The sequence below is a fragment of the Aeromicrobium erythreum genome, from assembly GCF_001509405.1.
GTDB lineage: Bacteria > Actinomycetota > Actinomycetes > Propionibacteriales > Nocardioidaceae > Aeromicrobium > Aeromicrobium erythreum.
The window spans coordinates 3,412,098-3,432,827 of sequence record NZ_CP011502.1 but is presented as its reverse complement, the minus strand read 5'-3'; the positions used below and the strand labels follow the sequence as shown (position 1 = coordinate 3,432,827).

The 20,730-nt window shown below is 70.5% G+C and carries 12 protein-coding genes and 1 pseudogene; 1 reads left to right on the top strand and 12 read right to left on the bottom strand.

Annotated elements, in window-relative coordinates:
- Position 1: 1 nt before the first annotated feature.
- The 7 genes and pseudogenes from Aeryth_RS16160 to Aeryth_RS17740 all read right to left on the bottom strand — a co-directional run bounded on the left by Aeryth_RS16160 (position 2) and on the right by Aeryth_RS17740 (position 9,767).
- Positions 2 to 1,387 (bottom strand): maltokinase N-terminal cap-like domain-containing protein, encoded by a 1,386-nt coding sequence (locus tag Aeryth_RS16160; RefSeq protein ID WP_067860764.1) that lies wholly within the window; start codon positions 1,385 to 1,387, stop codon positions 2 to 4.
- A complete protein-coding gene (gene treS, locus Aeryth_RS16155) occupies positions 1,384 to 3,216 on the bottom strand; it encodes a maltose alpha-D-glucosyltransferase (RefSeq protein WP_067860762.1) in 1,833 nt (610 codons plus the stop codon). The genes Aeryth_RS16160 and treS overlap by 4 nt, the downstream gene beginning before the upstream one ends.
- 100 nt (positions 3,217 to 3,316) lie before the next feature.
- A pseudogene (locus Aeryth_RS18525) lies at positions 3,317 to 5,215 on the bottom strand (maltotransferase domain-containing protein); the annotation flags it as partial.
- 91 nt (positions 5,216 to 5,306) lie between these two features.
- Positions 5,307 to 7,436: a glycogen debranching protein GlgX gene (glgX, locus tag Aeryth_RS16145; RefSeq protein ID WP_067860760.1), complete on the bottom strand. Its 2,130-nt coding sequence runs from the start codon at positions 7,434 to 7,436 to the stop codon at positions 5,307 to 5,309.
- A gap of 169 nt (positions 7,437 to 7,605) precedes the next feature.
- On the bottom strand, positions 7,606 to 7,746 hold the full coding sequence (locus Aeryth_RS18025; RefSeq protein WP_158509223.1) for a hypothetical protein: 141 nt from the start codon (positions 7,744 to 7,746) through the stop codon (positions 7,606 to 7,608).
- A gap of 108 nt (positions 7,747 to 7,854) precedes the next feature.
- Complete coding sequence (locus tag Aeryth_RS17745; protein ID WP_144433831.1) at positions 7,855 to 9,210, bottom strand: hypothetical protein; 1,356 nt, start codon at positions 9,208 to 9,210, stop codon at positions 7,855 to 7,857.
- Positions 9,207 to 9,767, bottom strand: coding sequence for a hypothetical protein (locus Aeryth_RS17740; protein WP_144433830.1), 561 nt, complete (start codon positions 9,765 to 9,767; stop codon positions 9,207 to 9,209). Before Aeryth_RS17740 ends, Aeryth_RS17745 begins: the two co-directional genes overlap by 4 nt.
- Positions 9,768 to 9,954: 187 nt before the next feature.
- Between Aeryth_RS17740 and Aeryth_RS17735 the strand changes: the two genes are divergently transcribed.
- Complete coding sequence (locus tag Aeryth_RS17735; protein ID WP_144433829.1) at positions 9,955 to 11,145, top strand: Pycsar system effector family protein; 1,191 nt, start codon at positions 9,955 to 9,957, stop codon at positions 11,143 to 11,145.
- 16 nt (positions 11,146 to 11,161) lie between these two features.
- Here the strand turns inward: Aeryth_RS17735 and treZ are convergent, their stop codons facing one another.
- The 5 genes from treZ to malQ all read right to left on the bottom strand — a co-directional run bounded on the left by treZ (position 11,162) and on the right by malQ (position 20,522).
- A complete protein-coding gene (gene treZ / locus Aeryth_RS16135; RefSeq protein WP_067860756.1) occupies positions 11,162 to 12,835 on the bottom strand; it encodes a malto-oligosyltrehalose trehalohydrolase in 1,674 nt (557 codons plus the stop codon).
- Positions 12,836 to 12,837: 2 nt separating this feature from the next.
- Positions 12,838 to 13,842, bottom strand: coding sequence for an aldo/keto reductase family protein (locus tag Aeryth_RS16130; RefSeq protein ID WP_067860754.1), 1,005 nt, complete (start codon positions 13,840 to 13,842; stop codon positions 12,838 to 12,840).
- 280 nt (positions 13,843 to 14,122) lie between these two features.
- The gene (gene treY, locus Aeryth_RS16125) at positions 14,123 to 16,414 is read right to left on the bottom strand and encodes a malto-oligosyltrehalose synthase (RefSeq protein ID WP_067860752.1); all 2,292 of its coding nucleotides are present in this window, start codon (positions 16,412 to 16,414) and stop codon (positions 14,123 to 14,125) included.
- The gene (gene glgX, locus Aeryth_RS16120) at positions 16,411 to 18,522 is read right to left on the bottom strand and encodes a glycogen debranching protein GlgX (RefSeq protein ID WP_067860750.1); all 2,112 of its coding nucleotides are present in this window, start codon (positions 18,520 to 18,522) and stop codon (positions 16,411 to 16,413) included. The genes treY and glgX (Aeryth_RS16120) overlap by 4 nt, the downstream gene beginning before the upstream one ends.
- A gap of 35 nt (positions 18,523 to 18,557) precedes the next feature.
- Entirely contained in the window at positions 18,558 to 20,522 is a 1,965-nt protein-coding gene (gene malQ / locus Aeryth_RS16115) for a 4-alpha-glucanotransferase (RefSeq protein WP_067861954.1), read from the bottom strand.
- Positions 20,523 to 20,730: the final 208 nt, after the last annotated feature.

Genomic DNA, 20,730 nt, shown 5'->3' with positions numbered 1-20,730 from the left:
GTCAGGCCTCCTCGGTGAGGATGCGGGCGATGGAGCCGAGCGGCACGTCGGTCCAGTCGGGCCGGTTGGCGTGCTCGTAGCCCACCTCGTAGACCGCCTTGTCGAGCTCGAGCCCGCGCAGCAGCACGGCCTCGTCGCGCGGGTCGTGCCCGGCCGCCTTGGCGTAGCCGTCGCAGAACGCCGTCCGGTTGTGGACGGCCCAGGCGTCGGCACGCTCGCGGCGGGCGTCGTCGTGGGGCTGGCCGACGAGCAGCTGGTGGGCGGCGTAGTCGAACGAGCGGAGCATGCCGGCGACGTCGCGCAGCGGCGACCGCAGCGCCGAGCGCTCCGCGAGGCTGGCCGCGGGCTCCCCCTCGAAGTCGAGGACGAGCCACCCGGAGACGGTGCGCAGCACCTGGCCCAGGTGCAGGTCGCCGTGGACGGGCTGCAGCGGCAGCCTGAGCTCGACGTCGACCACGGCGTGGAACGCGTCGCGGATCCCGTCGGTGTGCTCGCGCAGGGCGGGGACGGCCGCGGCCACGCGGTCGAGCCGGCGCTCCATGGCCTCGACCGTGCGGGCGAGGTCGTCGCCGGCAGCCGTCTCGGTGCCCAGGGCGCGGGCGAGGTCGGCGTGGACGTCGGCCACGGCGCGACCCAGCCGATAGGCCTCGCCCGCGAAGTCGCCACCGAGGTCGCCCGGCGGCAGCCCCGCGTCGTCGGCCATGTAGTCGCGGACGCTCGTGGTGGCCATGACCCAGCCGTCGGCCGCGTCGGGCAGGAAGCGCTGCAGCATCGCGAAGGTGACCTCGTCGTCACCGAGCGTGCCGCTGATGGCGCCGAGCGGCTCGGCGACGTGCGACGACCCGACCTCGCGCAGCGCGCGGTGCAGCACGAGGTCCTTGTTGGTGCCGGGCGTGAGCCGACGGAAGAGCTTGAGGATGTACTGGCCGCCGTAGACGAGCGAGGTGTTGCTCTGCTCCGACGTGATCGGGTGGGCACGCAGGCCGGTCACGAGCTCGGCGCCCGGCTCCGGCTCGAACCGCAGGTCGCCGACCACGTCGCCGGCGGCCACGTGGTCGAGCAGCACGCCGGTCAGGTCGGCGTCGCCGCTCGCCTCGTACCAGACGGGGCCGTCCTCGACCCCGATCGCGGCGGTCGCCGGGACGTCCGGCAGTCCGTCGCTGCGCCGGCCCAGCAGGAGCTGGTACGGCTCGGTGCGGTCGTCCTGCCCGACCTCGACGACGAGGTGCACGAGGGCGGGGTCGCCGTCCTCGACGACCGTCCAGTCCAGGGCGCGGACGGAGGTGACCTCGCGGTCCTTGCCGCCGAACCACCGCTGGGAGGGCAGCCACCCGGGCAGGGCGGCCGCGACCTGGTCGACGTCGTGCTGGGTCACGGGCTGGCTCACAGCATGCTCCTTCGTTCGCCCTCGTCGCCGAGCTCGACCAGCTGGAACCAGTAGAAGCCGTGACCCGGGAGGGTCAGCAGGTAGGGCAGCTCCCCGACGCGCGGGAAGCGCACGCTGCCGGTCAGCTCGACGGGGGTGCACCCCTCGTGCTCGCCGAGCTCGAGCTCGACGGGCTGGGGGAAGCGGGACAGGTTGTTGACGCACAGCACGACGTCGCGCTCGCCGTCGGGACGGGTCCAGACGCGCTGGTAGGCCAGGACGCTCGGGTTCGAGCCGCCCAGGTCGACGAAGTCGCCCTCGGCGAAGGCCAGGTGCTGCTTGCGGACCTCGATCATGCGCCGCGTCCACGACAGCAGCGACGCGGAGTTGCCCATCTGCGCCTCGACGTTGACCGCCTCGTAGCCGTACGTCGGGTCCATGATCGGCGGCAGGTAGACGCGACCGGGGTCGGAGCGCGAGAAGCCGGCGTTGCGGTCCGGCGACCACTGCATCGGCGTGCGGACCGCGTCGCGGTCGCCGAGCCAGATGTTGTCGCCCATGCCGATCTCGTCGCCGTAGTAGAGCACCGGGGATCCAGGCAGGCTCAGCAGCAGCGCGGTGAACAGCTCGAGCTGGTTGCGGTCGTTCTCCAGCAGCGGCGCGAGCCGGCGCCGGATGCCGATGTTGGCCTTCATCCGCGGGTCGCGCGCGTACTCGCGGTACATGTAGTCGCGCTCGTCGTCGGTGACCATCTCGAGGGTCAGCTCGTCGTGGTTGCGCAGGAAGATGCCCCACTGGGTGCCGGCCGGGATGGGCGGCGTCTGGGCCAGGATCTCCGAGATGGGGAACCGCGACTCGCGGCGCACCGCCATGAAGATGCGTGGCATGAGGGGGAAGTGGAAGGCCATGTGGCACTCGTCGCCGCCCACCTCGGGGTCGCCGAAGTACTCCACGACGTCCGACGGCCACTGGTTCGCCTCGGCGAGCAGCACCCGGCCGGGGAACTCGCGGTCGATCGTCGCGCGCACCTCCTTGAGGTACTCGTGGGTCCGCGGCAGGTTCTCGCTGCTCGTGCCCTCCTCCTCGAACAGGTAGGGCACGGCGTCGAGCCGGAAGCCGTCGATGCCGAGGTCGAGCCAGAAGCGCAGGACGTCGAGCATCGCCTCGCGCACGGCCGGGTTCTCGAAGTTGAGGTCGGGCTGGTGGCTGAAGAAGCGGTGCCAGAAGAACTGGCCGCGCACGGGGTCGTACGTCCAGTTCGACGTCTCGGTGTCGACGAAGATGATCCGCGCGTCGCTGTACTCGGTGCCGGTGTCGCTCCACACGTAGAAGTCGCCGTAGGGGCCCTCCGGGTCCTGGCGCGACGCCTGGAACCACGGGTGGGCGTCGGAGGTGTGGTTGAGCACGAGGTCGGTGATCACGCGGATGCCGCGGCGGTGCGCCTCCTCCAGGAGGTGAACGAAGTCCTCGACCGTGCCGAACTCCGGCAGGACGGCGCGGAAGTCACTGATGTCGTAGCCGCCGTCGCGCAGCGGCGACGCGTAGAACGGGGGCAGCCAGAGGCAGTCGACGCCGAGCCACTGGATGTAGTCGAGCTTGTCGGCGAGGCCGCGCAGGTCGCCCGTGCCGTCGCCGTTGGAGTCGTTGAACGCCCGGACCAGCACCTCGTAGAACACTGCGCGCTTGAACCACTCCGGGTCCGAGGGCGCCTGCTCGGCGTGGTCGAAGTCGTCGGCGCTCGGCTCGGAGAGCGTCCCGTCGGCGGCGACGTCGTCGCCGGTGTGGGGGGTCTGCTCGAGCCCGTCGAGCGCAGCGTCGGGTGCTGTCGCCTCGGGTGGTGCGTCGGCCATCTGGTCTCCTCCCGGGAGGGGGCGCGGGGTCATCGGGGGTCACGTGCAGGATGTGCGCGGGTGCGCGGGCGGGGTCGAGGCGCACGTACGTGGCCGCACCCCACGGGAAGGTCTCGCCGGTCACCTCGTCGTGCGCGACGAGCTCGGTGTCGGGCGACAGGCCGATCGCGTCGAGGTCGAGGAAGACCGTGCCCTCGCGGGCCTCGTGCGGGTCGAGCGAGAGGACCACGACGACGAGGTCGCCGGTCTCGGGGTCCTGCTTCGACCAGACGAGCAGGGCGTCGTGGTCGACGTGGTGGAAGTGCAGGGTGCGCATCTGCTGCAGGGCCGGGTGGGCCCGGCGGATCTCGTTCAGACGGGTGATCCACGGTTCCAGCGAGCGCCCCTCGGCCAGGGCCGCGGCGTAGTCGCGCGGACGCAGCTCGAACTTCTCCGAGTGCAGGTACTCCTCGGCGCCGGGGCGGAGCGCCTCGGCCTCGAACAGCTCGTAGCCGGAGTAGACGCCCCAGGTGGGGGCGAGCGTGGCCGCGAGCGCCGCGCGCAGCGCGAACATGCCCGGACCGCCGACCTGTAGGTGCTCGGGGAGGATGTCGGGCGTGTTGACGAAGAGGTTGCCGCGACCCTCGTCCCAGTGGTCGCGCAGGTCCTCGCCGAACTCGACGATCTCCTCCTTCGTCGTGCGCCACGTGAAGTAGGTGTAGCTCTGCGTGAAGCCCAGCCGCGCGAGCCCCCAGAGCCGCGCGGGACGCGTGAACGCCTCGGACAGGAACAGCACGTCGGGGTGGCGCTCCTTGACCTCGGCGATGAGCCACGCCCAGAAGCTCGGCGGCTTCGTGTGCGGGTTGTCGACGCGGAAGATGCGCACGCCGCGCTCGACCCAGTGCAGCGTCACGCGCAGCACCTCGGCGTAGATGCCGTCGGGGTCGAGGTCGAAGTTCAGGGGGTAGATGTCCTGGTACTTCTTCGGCGGGTTCTCGGCGTAGGCGATGGTGCCGTCGGGCAGCGTCGTGAAGAAGTCGGGGTGCTCGCGGACCCAGGGGTGGTCGGGCGCGGCCTGCAGGGCGAGGTCGAGAGCCACCTCGAGCCCGAGCTCCTCGGCCCGTGCCACGAAGGCGGCGAAGTCGGCGTCGTCGCCGAGCTCGGGGTGGATCGCGTCGTGCCCGCCCTCGGCGGCGCCGATGGCCCACGGCGAGCCGACGTCGTCGGGGCCGGGGGTGAGCGTGTTGTTCGGGCCCTTGCGGTTCTCGCGCCCGATCGGGTGGATCGGCGGCAGGTAGACGACGTCGAACTGCATGGCGGCCACCCGGTCGAGCGCGTCGGCGGCCGTGCGGAGCGTGCCGTGCACCGGGTGTCCGTCGGCGTCGACGCCGCCCGTGGACCGCGGGAAGAGCTCGTACCAGGACCCGAACGCCGCGCGGCGACGGTCGACCCACACGCGACGGACGGGGCCACGGGTGAGGAGCTGGCGCACGGGGTGGTCGTGCATCACCGCGCGGACGGCTGCGTCGAGCGCGGGGCCCACGCGGGCGCCGAGCGGAAGGGTGTCGTCGCGCAGCGCCGCGGCGGCACCGCTGAGCGTGCCGGCCTCGGCGCGGCGGTCGCGGCGGGCTGCGACCTCGTCGAGCAGGCGGGCCGCGATCTCGAGGTCGTTGGCCAGCTCGGCGGGGGTCTGGCCCGCCGCCAGCTTCGCCTCGAGGGCGTGCACCGCGGTGGCCCACGGGTCGCTCCAGGCGTCGACGCGGAAGGTCCACAGCCCCGGGGCGTCAGGGACGATCGTGGCGGCGAAGAGGTCGAGGCCGGTGCCCTGCTCGTGCATCCGGACGGTGCGGTCGCGCCGTTCTCCGGGACCACGCCAGGCGACGGTGGCCGCCACGGCGTCGTGGCCCTCGCGCCAGACCGTGGCCTGCACGGGGACGTGCTCGCCCACCACCGCCTTCGACGGGTAGGTCCCGTCGCCGGACAAGGGTCGGACGTCGTCGATGCCGATCCGGTCCGTCATGCGGTGCACTCCCGTCGCTCGCGTCGGACGACTGGTCCGTCGTCGTCTCGAACGTACCCAGGATCGAGGGGTTGCGCGATCCGCCGACGGCTCAGTCCTGGCGCGGGGCCTTCAGCAGCAGGAGCGACCGGCCCTGCACCGTCATGCGTCCGCCGGCCGGGAGCGGGTCGGTCGTGGCGGGCGACCCGTCGGGCGCCGTCGTGTCGAGGGTCGGCTCGAACGTCTCCCCGAACTCCGGCCCGGGCAGGACGACCTCGAGCGGGTCCGCGCCGGCGTGCAGCAGGAGCAGCCAGGAGTGGTCGGTGAGCAGCTCGCCGTCACGGGTGCGGGACTGGCTGTGGGAGCCGTCGATCCACATGCCCAGGGTGCGCCGCTCCGGGTCGAGCCAGTCGGGCTCGGTCATCTCCTGGCCGTCCGGTCGCAGCCAGATCAGGTCCGGTCGTCCGCTCGGCGTCGTACGGCCGTCGAAGAACTCCGCCTGCCGCAGCGCAGGGCTGTTGGCGCGCAGGTGCACGACGCGTCGGGCGAAGGCGAGCATCGCGTCGCTCTCGGGCGTCGACGTCCAGTCGACCCACGAGGTCGCGTCGTCGAGGCAGTAGGCGTTGTTGTTGCCGCCCTGCGTGCGCCAGCGCTCGTCGCCGGCGACGAACATCGGGGTGCCGGTCGACAACAGGAGGGTGGCCAGCAGGTTGCGCGCCTGGCGCTCCCGCAGCGCCCGCACCTCGGGGTCGTCGGTCTCGCCCTCGACGCCGTGGTTCCAGGAGCGGTTGTCGTCGGTCCCGTCGCGGTTGTCCTCGCCGTTGTCCTCGTTGTGCTTGTGGTCGTAGGAGACGAGGTCGCGCAGGGTGAAGCCGTCGTGGGCGGTGACGAAGTTGATCGACTGCCAGGGTCGGCGCAGGGTGTGGTCGTACAGGTCGGAGGAGCCGGACAGCCGGTACGCGAGCTGGTCGACCCCGCCCGACGCGCCGCGCCAGAAGTCGCGCACCGTGTCGCGGTACATGCCGTTCCACTCGGCCCACTGCGCGCCGAACGCCCCGACGCGGTAGCCCTCGCCGGTCGCGTCCCACGGCTCGGCGACGAGCTTGCACCGGGCGAGCACCGGGTCGGTCGTGATGGCGGTCAGCAGCGTGCTGTCGCGGTCGAACGCTCCGCCGCGCGGACGGCCCATCGTCGAGGCGAGGTCGAAGCGGAACCCGTCGACGCCGAGCTCGGTGGTCCAGTAGCGCAGCGAGTCGGTCACGAGCCGGACCACCGCGGGCGACCCCGCCTCCAGCGTGTTGCCGCAGCCCGTGATGTCGGCCATGTGCCCGTCGTCGTCGTGCAGGTAGTACGCCGGGGCCTCCAGCCCGCGCAGGCTGAGCGTGGGGCCGTCCGGACCGCCCTCGCAGGTGTGGTTGTAGACGACGTCGACCAGGACCTCGATGCCCGCGGCGTGCAGCGCGGCGACCATCGTCCGGAACTCCTCGACCTCGCGTCCGGGCTCGCTCGCGTAGCCGGGGTGCGGCGCGAAGTAGCCGAGCGGGGAGTAGCCCCAGTAGTTGTGCCGACCCGCGGCCACGAGCGACGGCTCGTCGGTGAAGGCCTGCACGGGCAGCAGCTCGACGGTGGTGACGCCGAGGCGCAGCAGGTGCTCGACCACGGCGGGGTGGGCGAGACCGAGGTAGGTGCCGCGCAGGTGCTCCGGGACGTCGGGGTGCTGCTGCGTGAAGCCCTTGACGTGCAGCTCGAGGACGACGGTCTCCTCGAACGGCACCTCGGGCTTCGTGCCGGTGTCGGGGCCGCCGGGGCTCGTGACGACGGCGAGGGGCACGTGGCCGAGGGAGTCGACGGTCGACATCTCGACCCCCTCGGGGTCGTCGGCCCAGCCGCGGGCAGCCTCCATGTCGGTGAGCGCGCCGGTGACGCGCCGGGCGTACGGGTCGAGGAGGATCTTGTGCGGGTTGCAGCGCAGACCGGTCTTGGGCTCGTAGGGGCCGTGCACGCGGTAGCCGTAGGTCTGCCCGGGGAGCACGCCCTGGACGAGGCCGTGCCACACGCCGAAGGTGCGCTCGGTCAGTTCCACGCGCCGCTCGCTGCCATCGGGGTCGACCAGGCACAGCTCGACCCGCTCGGCCACGCTGCTGGCGACCGCGAAGCGGACACCTCCCGCCTCAGGGTGGGCCCCCAGCGGGAACGGGCGGCCGGCGAGCACGGGCAGGTCCTGCGGGCTCGACAACGTCATGCGCCCCAGTGTCTCAGGCGGTGGGTCCGGTGCAGGCTGATTCGCCTGCGGGGCGGCGTGCGTCGGGTGGGCGTGACGGTGCTGCGCGCCGAGCCGTTGGCGGGTGGTCTCGACACGACCCTCCGGGCTCGTACGTCGCAGGAGTGTGCTCGACCAACGGGGGGAAGGCTCAGGTGTAGGGGCCCGAGAACGGGGCGGGGGCGTCGGGGTCGTCGACGTCGCCCTCGACGCCCGGGTCCTGCTTCTTGTGCTTCTGGTCGTCGTCCCAGTCCTCGCGCTTGCGCGGGTCCTCGCTCGGCATGTCGCTCATGCTTCAGTGTGCGGCGGGCGCGACGTCAGCGCTCGTCGTCCCGTGCCGATGCTGGATCGACGAGGGCCGCACCGACCTCATGCCGCAGTCAGGACGACCGGCCTGGATCTATGTTCGGAACGTGGGCACCTCAAACTTGTACGGCACCCCGCTCTGCCGAAGGAGATCGCCTATGTGGCTCGTGGCGCCGACCCGCCGCGTGAGGATGATTCCACGTCGCCCAAGGGACGCTTCGTCCAAAAGGGCTGCCAAAGTCTGAAGGCCATCGCTGGGATCGAACCGGATCCAGTCTTCCAATGCGGCGTGCGCTGCCGGCGTGGCCGGAGGAGCAGCGAGAAGGTGAAGTTGCAGTACCCAAACCTGCTGCCCGTCCCAGGCCCATTCGATGCCGACGGGTTGAGCCAACTCTTCACGGACCATCCCCAGCGTCTCCTCGACGGACCTGCGAACCTGGGCCGGGAGCTCGGTAGGGGGCTCAAGGCCCAACATGAAAGCATCTCCAAAACCACTTACACCTTCGACGGTCGTCTGATCACCGCCCAAATCCGTTGCCGCACCGCTGAAAAGCGCGGGAATTTCGCTCTGTGCGAGGATCGCCGGGATCTGAGACCCGTGCGGATCCTCTGTCTGCAGAAGTTTGAAGGGATCGATCCAACGGCGTGAAGTCGTAAACCTGCCCTGCTGCTGCACTCCCGGAGCGGTCCGGAGCCAACGCGTTGAAGAACCTGTAGGTCTTCCGAACTCAAAGGGGCTAAGGCGTCTAGTTACAACTCTGGCGTGAGCTACCGGTACGCCAATGGCATCCGCGATAAGAAGGCCACACGTCTTATCGCCCACGACGGCAGCGAAACTAGTGGGCCAAGCAGCGGGCGTAGGTTCCGCATCCTTCAGTTCGCTATCGCCTTGCTCCCAGACAATCACGTGTTCGCCGCGCGTGCCCACGGGTTGAGGATGGATACTGAACTCGACGCGACCTACATCGAGATTTCCCAGGGGCGCGGAAACCTCGTAAACTGATTCGAGGATGGAGTTAGCGACTTTTCGAGGGAGTGTTCCGAATTTGTCCGATTCGACTCCGCGAGGGGTTGCGTCGGATCCGAACTCCACCACGCCATTATCGAGCACCCCGGACACGCCCCCATCGTTGACATCGATGGTTTCGTTCACGATCGAATACAAGCCATCGTTCGCGTTCGCTTGCACGCAGTCGAGAACGGAGTCCGAGGTTTCAATTCCGTACACGAATCTCGTGCTTCTGGAGGCGCTAAGGGGATCAAATGACCTAACATTCACCGAGCCTGTCTCGATGAGTAGGTGCTCGGCAAGTTCACGGACGGTCAAAGTCTGCAAATTCTCCGTGGCCCCTATTTCTGCGAAGCGGACATGTGCTGCGCTGTCGCAACTGAAGAAGCGGGCAACGTTGAATGAGGCGGCGAGTTCCTTCAGGCGTGCGTCCTTCTTCATTGCAAATAGTTCCGTGACGGGTGTTGTTGATGTGCCGACGACGATCCTAGGGCAATGAAAGCGCTAGACCAGGCTGCCTTCAACGATTCGAAATCTGAGAATGAACTCACGCGTGTGATTGCTTCCCGACCCTTCTTCTCAATGGCAGCTGGATCAAGTTCTTGGTAAGTAGATGACAGGAGACCAATACGATTCTGTAATCCGCAGGCGAGCTCTAAAACTGCACCTGTGCTGTACTCCCAGCCGTCGACAAAGACGATCGTGCTCACGAACTCCTCTACGACGTGTGTCCAGAAGGCGTGGTAGTCGGGCTGTGTCCAACCATCAACGTCCGGCAAGGCTGTTGGATCGATCAGGGGAGCCCCGAAGTGGGAACGGGAGTTTTGTACGGTCGCTTCTGCTTCGCGGATGTTGGCCTCGACCACCCGCCTGCGGTAGTCCGAAGGATCTCCACCCTCGTTCATCCAAGCGATGTATCTCGAACCGGTCGTGATCGGCGCGCTGACATAGATCGCGGACCGCGAGCGCATCCCGGTGCACCGGAACACCTCGGCCATTGCCGATCCTCCGGGCGGGAGAGGCTTTCGGGTCCGGGTCTCAACAGATGCGGTCATCGAGTGCCTCGCTTCGGGAGATGCGCGGTGGTACTGGGTCTTCGAGCCTGATCCGCGCGAACGTGCAGGCGCCGCGTGGACCAGCTAGCTGCTGTGAGCTGCTACTCGCCTAGCCTATCGTCGCACCATCATGACTGACTCAGATTCCTCAGGGTCTGTGGACTCCCACACGGCAACCGACGAGCGACGGCGGAAGCTGCAGCTTGCTCGCGAGACCTATCTCGAAGTTCTCGATGCGACGAAGCATCAAGACGACAAGATTGGGCGCTACCTGACGGCGCTCGCGTTCCTAACGACGGGTGCCATCACGCTGTTGTTCCGGGGTGACCTTCTGCGCGTGAGGGTTGCGTTTGAGGAGCAAGGTAGCTCGTCGCCAGCGGAGTACCCACTCGTCGGCTGGCTGACCGCACTCTTCTTCGCATGCATCCTCGGCTCGGTGATTCTGCTTCTCCTAAGTTTGAGCAGTCCACTTCGGATACCAGGACGGGCGGCTGAGGCGGGGCCGAAGCTGGACGGCTCCCTGCTCTTCTATGCATATATCGGATCGGAACGAGTCTCCGCTTGGCAGGATCGATGGAAGGACGATACTGCGAAGATAGAAGAACAACTTTCGAATCAATATGTGCTCGAATCCCACAATCTGGCGGAACGGGCACGTACTAAATATCGACATACCAATGAGGCGTCGACGCTGTTCGTTCTAGCGCTCTATTTCCTGGCTTTTGCGGTTATGTTATCGATCAAGACCGCGATTGTCGGCGGAGGGGTGGGCGTCGTCACCTTCGGCCCTCGAAGTGCCTTCGTCTTCGGCGCCGTCGGTGCGGCCTTTGCGGGAGTGCAGATCTACGTCCGTTACGCACATGACGTGAGATCGTTTGAGCTGGTCTTCGCGGCTTCCCGAGAAGGCGGTAACTCGAGATCCGGCCGGGACGAGCGCGCTGCGAGGAGTATCCGCTCGCTCCTACTCACCGTGCCTGCGTTCGTCCTGGCGCACGCACTTGCCTGGGAGTACACCTGCTTGCGACAGATTGGATTCTTGGCAGCGACAGTGCTTGTGGTCTGCTCATTCGTTGCTACATGGCCACGATGGGGAGAAGCTTCCCGCCGGAACAAGGTGGTGAAGATCGCCTCGTTCGGCGTTCTGCCCACGTTCGCCAGCGCGGTGGGTTTTTACTATGGAGGTTTAGTTCAAATCGGAATGGTCATAGCGCCGGGTGCTATTTTCTCCGTGTGGGCACTCTGGGAGATTTTTCGGCGTGAACGTGGTCTCGTGCGGCGAGAACGTTTCCTCGGGCGAAGCGCGGATCGGGCGAAAGATTGATGGGCGCGCGAAGAATTTAGGCGCGGCACGACGACCAGACCACCTCATCGCCGCGCCGCACCTCCGCCCGCTCGGCGCCCAGGCCGACGTCGACGACGAACGGGCCGCGGTGCAGGAGCACGCGGCGGTCGTCGTCGGAGACCTCGACCCTCGTGTCGACGAGGGAGGGGTCGCGCAGCTCGGGGTGGGCGCGGCGCAGCGCGACCAGCGAGCGGTAGACCTCCAGCACGCCACGGTGCCGGGGCTCGTCGAGCTCGTCCCACCGCAGCGTCGAGCGCTCCAGCGTCGCCGGGTCCATCGGGTCGGGCACCTCGGACTCGCCCCAGCCGTGGCGGCCGAACTCGCGCCGCCGCCCGGTGCGCACGGCCTCGGCCAGCTCGGGGTCGGGGAACGACGCGAAGAACTGCCACGGCGTGCTCGCGGCCCACTCCTCGCCCATGAAGAGCATCGGCGTGAACGGTCCGAGCAGCACCAGCGCGGCGCCGCACGCCAGCAGGTCCGGCGAGACGGAGTCGGAGATGCGGTCGCCCGTGGCCCGGTTGCCGACCTGGTCGTGGTCCTGTAGGTAGGTCACGAACGCGTGCCCCGGCACGGCGTGGACGTTGACGGGACGACCGTGCGTGCGGCCACGGAACGACGACCACGTGCCGTCGTGGAAGAACGCGCCGCGCAGCACCTTGGCGAGCGCGCCGGGCTCGGCGAAGTCGGCGTAGTAGCCGTCGGTCTCGCCGGTGAGCGCCACGTGCAGCGCGTGGTGCACGTCGTCGGCCCACTGCGCGTCCATGCCGAGACCGTGCTGGTCGCGCGGGACGACCGTGCGCGGGTCGTTGCGGTCGGACTCCGCGACCAGCGACAGCGGACGGCCGAGCCGCTGCGACGCCCGCGCCGTCTCCAGCGACAGCTCCTCGAGGATCGTCAGCGCCCTCGCGTCGGACAGCGCGTGCACGGCGTCGAGGCGCAGCGCGTCGACATGGAAGTCCTCGAACCACGAGATCGCGTTGTCGAGCACGTAGCGACGCACCTCGTCGGAGCCCTCGCCGTCGAGGTTGAGGCCCGGGCCCCAGTCGTTCTCGCCGGCGAAGTACGGACCGAAGCGGTCGAGGTAGGCCCCTGAGGGCCCGAGGTGGTTGTAGACGACGTCGAGCACGACGCCGAGGCCCCGTGCGTGGCAGGCGTCGACGAACCGCTTGAACCCGTCGGGTCCGCCGTACGGCTCGTGCACCGCGCCCCACAGGACGCCGTCGTAGCCCCAGCCGTACGGGCCGTCGAAGCTGTTGACCGGCAGCACCTCCACGAGGTCGACGCCGAGGTCGACGAGGTGGTCGAGCCGCTCGACGGCGGCGTCGAACGTCCGGCCGGGCGTGAACGTGCCGACGTGCAGCTCGTAGACCACGGCACCGGTCAGGGCGCGGCCCTCCCAGTCGTCGTCGGTCCACGCGAACGCGTCGTGGTCGTAGGTGCGCGACGCCGCGTGCACGCCCTGCGGCTGCCAGACCGAGCGGGGGTCGGGCAGCGGGGTGTCGTCGTCGCCGAGCAGGAACGCATAGTCGGTGCCGGGCGCGACGTCGACGTCGTGCCACCACCAGCCCGAGCGCGCCTCGCCGGGCTCCCACGCCTGCATGCGGTGCTCGACGCCGTCGATCCGCACGCGGACGCGGTCGTGGTCGGGGGCCCAGAGGGTGACGGCCACGCTCAGACCACCCGCGTGGGCGGCGACGCCGTCTTGCTCGGGTCGGTCGTCGGGATGCTGCCCAGCACCTCGTCGATGGTCGCGAGCACGTCGTCGTCGAGGGTGATCCCGCTCGCGGCGGCGTTCGACTCGACCTGCTCGGGGCGCGAGGCCCCGACGATCGCGCCGGCGACGTTGTCGTTCGCCAGCACCCAGGCGATGGCGAGCTGGGCCATCGTGATGCCGAGGTCGTCGGCGACCGGACGCAGCCCCTGCACGGCGGTGAGCACCTCGTCGTCGAGGAAGCGCTTGATCATGTCGGCGCCGCCCTTCTCGTCGGTCGCACGGCTGCCTTCGGGCGGCGCGGCGCCGGGCTCGTACTTGCCGGTGAGCACGCCCTGGGCGATCGGAGACCACACGATCTGCGACAGGCCCAGCTCGCGGCTCGCGGGCACGACCTCGCCCTCGATGACGCGCCAGAGCATCGAGTACTGCGGCTGGTTCGAGACGAGCCGGAAGCCGAGGTCGCGGGCGAGCTCCTGCCCGGCGCGGATCTGGTCGGCGGTCCACTCGCTGACGCCGATGTAGTGCGCCTTGCCGGCGCGGACGACGTCGGCGAACGCCTGCATCGTCTCCTCCAGCGGCGTCTCGTGGTCGTAGCGGTGCGCCTGGTAGAGGTCGACGTAGTCGGTCTGCAGCCGCTGCAGCGAGCCGTCGATGGACTCCATGATGTGCTTGCGGGAGAGTCCGGTGTCGTTGGGTCCGCCGGGGCCGGTGGGCCAGTAGACCTTGGTGAGGATCTCCAGCGACGCGCGCCGCTCGCCCTTCAGCGCCTCGCCGAGCACGCTCTCGGCCTTGCCGTTGGCGTACACGTCGGCGGTGTCGAACGTCGTGATGCCGGCGTCGAGCGCGGCCCGCACGCATGCCGTGGCCGCCTCGTTCTCGACCTGCGACCCGTGGGTCAGCCAGTTGCCGTAGATGATCTCGCTGACCTTGAGGCCGCTGTTCCCGAGGTACCTGAACTCCATGCCCCGAGCCTAGGCGCGCTGCGCCGTCGCGCGACCCGGCCGAGCACCTCGCTGGTCGAGTAGGCGCCGCGGCGAGCGCCAGCGAGCTCGCGGTGCCGTATCGAGACCATTCCGGGCGGGTCAGCGCGGGGTGGGTCACGCGGGGCCGTTGCAGGGTGGTCTCGATACGGCCGGACGAGCTCGCTGGCGCTCGCCGTCCGACCTACTCGACCAGCGAAGGTCTCGCTGGGACTACGTCGAACCGTCGCATCGTCGCGACGGAGAGACCACGCCGAAGGCGTCAGCGGGTGAGGAGGGCGACGGGGTAGGTGGCGAGGAGGTCAGCGAGCCGGACGTCGCCGCCGTCGAGCCCCTCGCCGGTGAGGGCGTCGGTCCACGTCCCGGGGCCGAGCGGGAGGGTGGTGTCGCCCCAGCCGCCGCGGCGCTCGAGCCCGACCGGGAGACGGGTCGCGACGGCCACCAGGTCGTCGCTGCGACCGAACGCCAGCGCGTGGTCGGCGGCCTCGCCCGACGCCGCCAGCGGCGTGTACCCGCGGAACAGCTCTGGCCGGTCGCGACGCAGGGTCAGCACCCGACGCACGATCGACGTCTTCGCGGCACCCGACGCGTCGACGTGCGGCAGCCAGCCGTCGTCGAGGCGACGCAGCAGGGTGCGGAACGCCTCGTGGTCGACGGCGCGACGGTTGTCGGGGTCGACCAGCGAGAAGTCCCACCCCTCCGTGCCCTGGTAGACGTCGGGGACGCCCGGGCCGGCCAGCTGCAGCAGCTTCTGCGACAGCGACACCGTCCAGCCGGACGCCTGGACCCGCCCGACCAGCGCCTGCACCTCCTGGCCGAGCTCGGTGCGGACCCGCGCCGGCCACGCCGCGACGGACTCCTCGAACGCCTCGTCGGTCTCGGTCCACGTGGTCCGGAGCTTCGACTCGCGGGCGGCCTTCAGCAGGTAGTCCGACAGCCGCTCGTCGCTGATCGGCCAGGCGCCGAGCAGCGTCTGCCACGCGAGCAGGTCGAGCGCGGGCTCGTCGATGCCGCAGCGCGCCGACCAGTCCGCGACCGTCGACGTGACCTCCTCGCCGAGCTCGGCGAGCACCAGCATGCGCGCGCGGGTGTCCTCGGAGCGCTTCGTGTCGTGCGTCGTCAGGGCGGTCATGGCCGTCGGGTGGTCGGCCTCGCGCGCCGCGGCCAGCGCGTGGAACCCGTCGACGTCGACGCCCCAGACGTCCGGGGAGCCGCCGACCTCGTTGAGCGCCGCGAAGCGGGTGAAGCGGTAGAAGGTGGTGTCCTCGGTCCCCTTGGCGACGACCATCCCCGACGTCTGCTGGATGCGGGTGGCGAGCTCGCCGCTCGCTTCCTCGGTCACCTGCACGTCGAGGGCACGGATGGCCGGGTCGACGTCGGGCCGACGCGTGCGGGCGCGCTCGATCGCCGCGTCCCAGGCCTCGCGTCCCGCCTCGGGGAGGTAGGACCGGTACACGCCGAACGCGACCATCGTCTCGGCCACGGCGGTCCGCGCGGCGTCCTCGTGGACGTCGCGCACCAAGGCGGCGATACGACGCACCTCGGCCACGAGCACCTTCTGGGTGACCATGCGTCGGGCGTCCTCCTCGACCGCCGCGTAGTCGGCGGGCGCGCCGAGCCGCTCGGTGAGCGCCTGCCAAGGTGCCTCGCCGGCCGGGTCGAGCAGCACGCCGGCGACCTCGCGCATCGCGTCGTAGCCGGTGGTGCCGTCGACGGGCCAGGTCGTCGGCAGCTCCTCGCCCGGGTGCAGGATCTTCTCGACCACCAGCCACGCGTCGGGGGCGGCCTCGTGCAGCCGCCGCAGGTAGGCGCCCGGGTCGGAGAGCCCGTCGGGGTGGTCGATGCGCAGACCCGTGACCCGCCCTTCCTCGACCCAGCGCAGCACCTCTCGGTGCGTGTCGTCGAAGACGTCGGGGTCCTCGACCCGCACGGCGGCGAGCGTCGTGATGTCGAAGAAGCGTCGGTAGTTCAGCTCCGACCCGCCTCGCCGCCAGCCGACCAGCTCGTAGTGCTGACGGTCGTGCACCTGCTGCGGCGTCATCGAGGCGAACGACGGGTCGGCCAGCGTGCCGGCGTCGATCGGGAAGCGGTGGTCGTAGTACGTGAGCTCGTCGCCGTCGAGGGCCAGCTCGGCGACGTCGGCGTCGTCACCGAGCACCGGCACCAGCACGCGCCCGCGCGACCAGTCGACGTCGAAGTGGCCCGCCCACGGCGACGCCTTGCCCTCGGCCAGCACCGACCACCACCAGGGGTTCGTGCGGGGCACCTCGACCGACATGTGGTTCGGCACGACGTCGACGACGAGGCCGAGCCCCGCCTCGCGCACCGTCGCCGTGAACGCGTCCCAGCCCTCCGGACCGCCCAGCTCGGGACGGGCCTGCGTGGGGTCGGTGACGTCGTAGCCGTGCGTCGAGCCCGGCGTCGCGTCGAGCACGGGGGAGACGTACACCGCGCCAACCCCGAGGTCGCGCAGGTAGGGCACGAGCGCCTGCGCCTCGGCGAAGCCGAACCCCGGCCGCAGCTGCAGGCGGTAGGTCGAGCTGGGCGCGCTCACGACTCGACCCGCTGCAGCACCACGAGCGAGCGGGCCGTCACGTCGAGCGTCGCGCCGCCGGCCACGAGCTCGTCGCCCGGCTCGGCGACCGTGCCGCTCGCCGTGTCGACGACGAGGGCCCACGTGCTCGCGTACTCGCCGTCGGGGACGGTGAACGTGATGTCCTCGTGGTGGGCGTTGAAGGCGAGCAGGAAGGAGTCGTCGACGACCCGCTCACCGCGCTCGTCGCGCTCGTCGATCGCCCGGCCGTTGAGGAACACGGCGACCGCGCGGCCGAAGTCGTCGTCCCAGTTCTCGTCGGTCATCTCCTCCCCGGCCGGCGTGAACCACGCGATGTCGCGCAGCTCGTCGGCCTTGCGGACCGGCTTGCCCTGGAAGAAGCGACGCCGGCGGAACACGGGGTGCGCCGTGCGGAACGCGGCGAGCGCCGACGTGAACCCGAGCAGGGCGTGCTCGTGCTCGTCGAGGTCCCAGTCGATCCAGGACGTCTCGTTGTCCTGGCAGTAGACGTTGTTGTTGCCGCCCTGCGACCGGCCGAGCTCGTCGCCGTGCAGCACCATCGGCACGCCCTGCGAGAGCAGCAGCGTGGCCAGGAAGTTGCGACGCTGGCGCCGGCGCAGGTCGAGCACCTCGGGATCGTCGGTCGGGCCCTCGACGCCGCAGTTCCACGAGCGGTTGTCGTCGGCGCCGTCGCGGCCGTCCTCGCCGTTCGCGTCGTTGTGCTTCTGCTCGTAGGAGACGAGGTCGTCGAGCGTGAACCCGTCGTGCGCCGTGACGAAGTTGATCGACGCGTAGGGCCGGCGGCCGGTGTCCTGGTACAGGTCGGACGAGCCGCTGATGCGCGACGCGAACTCGCCGAGCGTCGCCGGCTCGCCGCGCCAGAAGTCGCGCACGGTGTCGCGGTACAGGCCGTTCCACTCGGTCCAGAGCGGCGGGAAGTTGCCCACCTGGTAGCCGCCCGGGCCGACGTCCCACGGCTCGGCGATGAGCTTGACCTGGCTGACCACCGGGTCCTGCTGCACGAGCTCGAAGAAGGTCGCGAGCTTGTCGACGTCGTAGAACTCGCGGGCGAGCGTGGCGGCAAGGTCGAAGCGGAACCCGTCGACGTGCATCTCGGTCACCCAGTAGCGCAGCGAGTCCATGATGAGCTGCAGCGGGCTGGGGTGGCGCACGTTCAGCGAGTTGCCGGTGCCCGTGTAGTCCATGTAGTGCTGCGGGTCGTCCTCGACGAGCCGGTAGTACGCCTGGTTGTCGATGCCGCGCATCGAGAGCGTCGGGCCGAGGTGGTTGCCCTCCGCCGTGTGGTTGTAGACGACGTCGAGGATGACCTCGATGCCGGCCGCGTGGAGCTCGCGCACCATGCCCTTGAACTCCTGCACCTGACGCCCGGGGTGGGAGGCGTAGGCGTCGTGCGGGGCGAAGAAGCCGATCGTGTTGTAGCCCCAGTAGTTCGTCAGGTCCTTCTCTACGAGGTAGTGGTCGGTGACGAACTGGTGCACCGGGAGCAGCTCGATCGCCGTCACCCCGAGGCCGGTCAGGTGCTCGACGATCGCCGGGTGCGCGAGGGCGGCGTAGGTGCCGCGCAGCTCCTCGGGGACGTCGGGGTGCGTCATCGTCAGGCCCCGCACGTGCGCCTCGTACACGATCGTCTCGTGGTACGGGTGGCGCGGCAGCCGGTCGTCGGCCCAGTCGAAGTACGGGTCGACGACGAGCGAGAACGGCACGTGGCCCGCGGAGTCGTCGTCGTTCGGCTCCTCGGGCGAGCCCATCTCGTAGGCGAAGAGGGACGGGTCCCAGTCGGGCTGGCCCTGGACGGCCTTGGCGTAGGGGTCGATGAGCAGCTTCTGCGGATTGCAGCGCAGGCCCTGCTCGGGGTCCCAGGGGCCGTGCACCCGGTAGCCGTAGCGCTGGCCCGGGCCGATGCCGGGCAGGAACCCGTGGTGCACGAAGCCGTCGACCTCCTCCAGGCGGACGCGGGTCTCGGTGCCGGACTCGTCGAAGAGGCAGAGCTCCACGTGCTCGGCGACCTCGGAGAACAGGGCGAAGTTGGTGCCGGTGCCGTCGTACGTGGCGCCGAGCGGGTAGGGCGATCCGGGCCAGGTGCGCACGGGGTCTCCTCGTCGTGGGGGGTGGGTGGTGCGGGTCAGGGGGTCGGCCGGGCGGCTCGCAGGGGCGCCACCGCTGCCCGTACCCGGTCGTGGTCGAAGAACGCGTCGAGGTCGACGGGCAGGCGCACCCGCCAGTTCGGGTACTCGTCGACCGTGCCGGGCAGGTTCGGCTGGCGCACCTGACCCACGGCGTCGGCGGGCGAGCTGAGCACGAGCCGCGAGGCGGCCGGTGCGATGACGGCGTGCAGCGCGACGAGCAGGTCGTCGGTGTCGATGCCCTCCTCGCGCAGCAGCGCGAGCAGCGCCTCGCGGTCGGACGCGGCGGTGGCGAGCGCGTCCTCGACGGGCTCGCCGAGGAGGTCGAGGTCAGCCTGCACGCGGATGCGCTCGTCGCGCAGCCACCCCTCGACGGTCGGGAGGTCGTGCGTGCTGATGCTCGCCATCGTCTCCGGCTCCCACGCGCGGGGCGGGACGTGCGGCTGTCCGGGCGCGTCCCAGTCGCGCTCGAACCAGAGCACGGCCGAGCTGAGCAGCCCGCGCTCGTGCATGGTCGTCGTGACGATGTCCTCGACGGTCCCGAGGTCCTCGCCGACCACGACCGCGCCGGCGCGGGTGGCCTCGAGCAGCAGCACCGCGAGCATCACGTCGGCGTCGTAGTGCACGTAGGCGCCTCGGTGGGCCGGCTCACCCGGCGGGATCCACCAGAGCCGCCACAGACCGGCGACGTGGTCGACGCGGATGCCGTCGCCGTGGCGCAGCACGCTGCGCACCACGTCGCGGAACGGGGCGTAGCCCGTCTCGAGCAGGCGGTCGGGCCGCCAGGGCGGCAGGCCCCAGTCCTGGCCGAGCGGGTTGAACGCGTCGGCGGGGCAGCCCACGCGGACGTCGGAGGCGAACACGTCCTGCAGCGCCCACGCGTCGGCGCCGCCCGGGTGCACGCCCACGGGCAGGTCGTGGACGAGGCCGACGGCCATGCCGGCGTCGTGCGCGGCGTCGCGGGCGGTGTCGAGCTGCTCGCGGCACAGGTGCTGCAGCCACGCGTGGAACGCAACGCGGTCGGCGAGGTCGGCGCGGCTGCGTGCCACGGCGTCCGACGTCGGGTCGCGCAGCTCCTCCGGCCACTCGCGCCAGTCGGCTCCGTGCCGCTCGGCGAGGGCGGAGAACGTCGCGAACGCGGCGAGGTCGGGCTCGGCCTCGAGGTCGGGGTCCTCGTCGGGCGCGGCGAAGGGTCGCAGCAGCTCGAGCGCCTGGCGCTTGGCGTCCCACACGGCGTCGTGGTCGAGCAGGTCGTCGGCCGGCTCAGGGTCGGGCGCGAGCCCCAGCACCTCCTCGCGGGTGGCGTCGTCGGCGGCGGCGAAGGCGGCCACGTCGGTGACGCGCAGGTAGAGCGGGCTCGCGAAGCGTCGGCTCGACGGCGAGTACGGCGAGCGGACGAGCGGCGTCGACGGCACGAACGCCTGCACGGGATTGACGAGCAGGACCCCCGCGCCCTGCTCGGTCGCGGCGCGCCGGGCCAGCTCGGCGAGGTCGGCGAGGTCGCCCATCTGCCACGAGCCCGACGAGTGGACGGAGTACAGCTGCAGCATCCAGCCCCAGGTCCGCGGCACCTCCGGCAGCCGCGCCGGCGCCACGACGACCGTGACCTCGTCGCGGTCGTCGGTGACGAGGCGGTGCCAGCCCAGGGGCAGGTCGGCCGGCAGCGTGCCGTCGACGTCGAGGGTGGTGCCGTCCTCCAGCTCCACCCGACCGCGCACGCCGAGGTCGCGCGCCTGGCCCTGCACCACGGCCACCGTGCCGGGCACGGGCGAGCGGGTCGACCGGACGGCGTCCAGGGCGCTCGCGACCGACTCCGGCGTGCTCGCGTCGACACCGAGCTCGGACAGCACCGCGACGACCACGTCGGGGTCGACGTCGACCGGGCTGCGGTCGGACCCCTCGTAGGACACGGCGACACCGTGGGCCGCGGCGAGGGCGGCGAGATCGTCGTCGGGGAAGGCCATGACGCCCAGCATGGTCGCGACCGGCCCCGCCCACCACTTCGGCGAGGTCCGTGTGTCCCGACGCACGCGTGGGACGGGTCGCCAGCGCCTGCGCCGACGGCACGCAAGAGTCTGCATCCGTGCTCCGACGCGAGTCGCGGCCCGCGCACCTCGACGAGCGCGAGCGCCGCCGTGTCCGCACCCGAACTCGACACCGTTCACGTGGCCG

What these genes read in the sequence shown, in the direction of transcription:
- Aeryth_RS18025 (WP_158509223.1), bottom strand. Translation starts at nt 7,746, where the DNA reads ATGAGCGACATGCCGAGCGAGGACCCGCGCAAGCGCGAGGACTGGGAC.
- treS (WP_067860762.1), bottom strand. Translation starts at nt 3,216, where the DNA reads ATGGCCGACGCACCACCCGAGGCGACAGCACCCGACGCTGCGCTCGAC.
- glgX (WP_067860760.1), bottom strand. Translation starts at nt 7,436, where the DNA reads ATGACGTTGTCGAGCCCGCAGGACCTGCCCGTGCTCGCCGGCCGCCCG.
- Aeryth_RS17735 (WP_144433829.1), top strand. Translation starts at nt 9,955, where the DNA reads ATGACTGACTCAGATTCCTCAGGGTCTGTGGACTCCCACACGGCAACC.
- Aeryth_RS16130 (WP_067860754.1), bottom strand. Translation starts at nt 13,842, where the DNA reads ATGGAGTTCAGGTACCTCGGGAACAGCGGCCTCAAGGTCAGCGAGATC.
- malQ (WP_067861954.1), bottom strand. Translation starts at nt 20,522, where the DNA reads ATGGCCTTCCCCGACGACGATCTCGCCGCCCTCGCCGCGGCCCACGGT.
- Aeryth_RS17745 (WP_144433831.1), bottom strand. Translation starts at nt 9,210, where the DNA reads ATGAAGAAGGACGCACGCCTGAAGGAACTCGCCGCCTCATTCAACGTT.
- Aeryth_RS17740 (WP_144433830.1), bottom strand. Translation starts at nt 9,767, where the DNA reads ATGGCCGAGGTGTTCCGGTGCACCGGGATGCGCTCGCGGTCCGCGATC.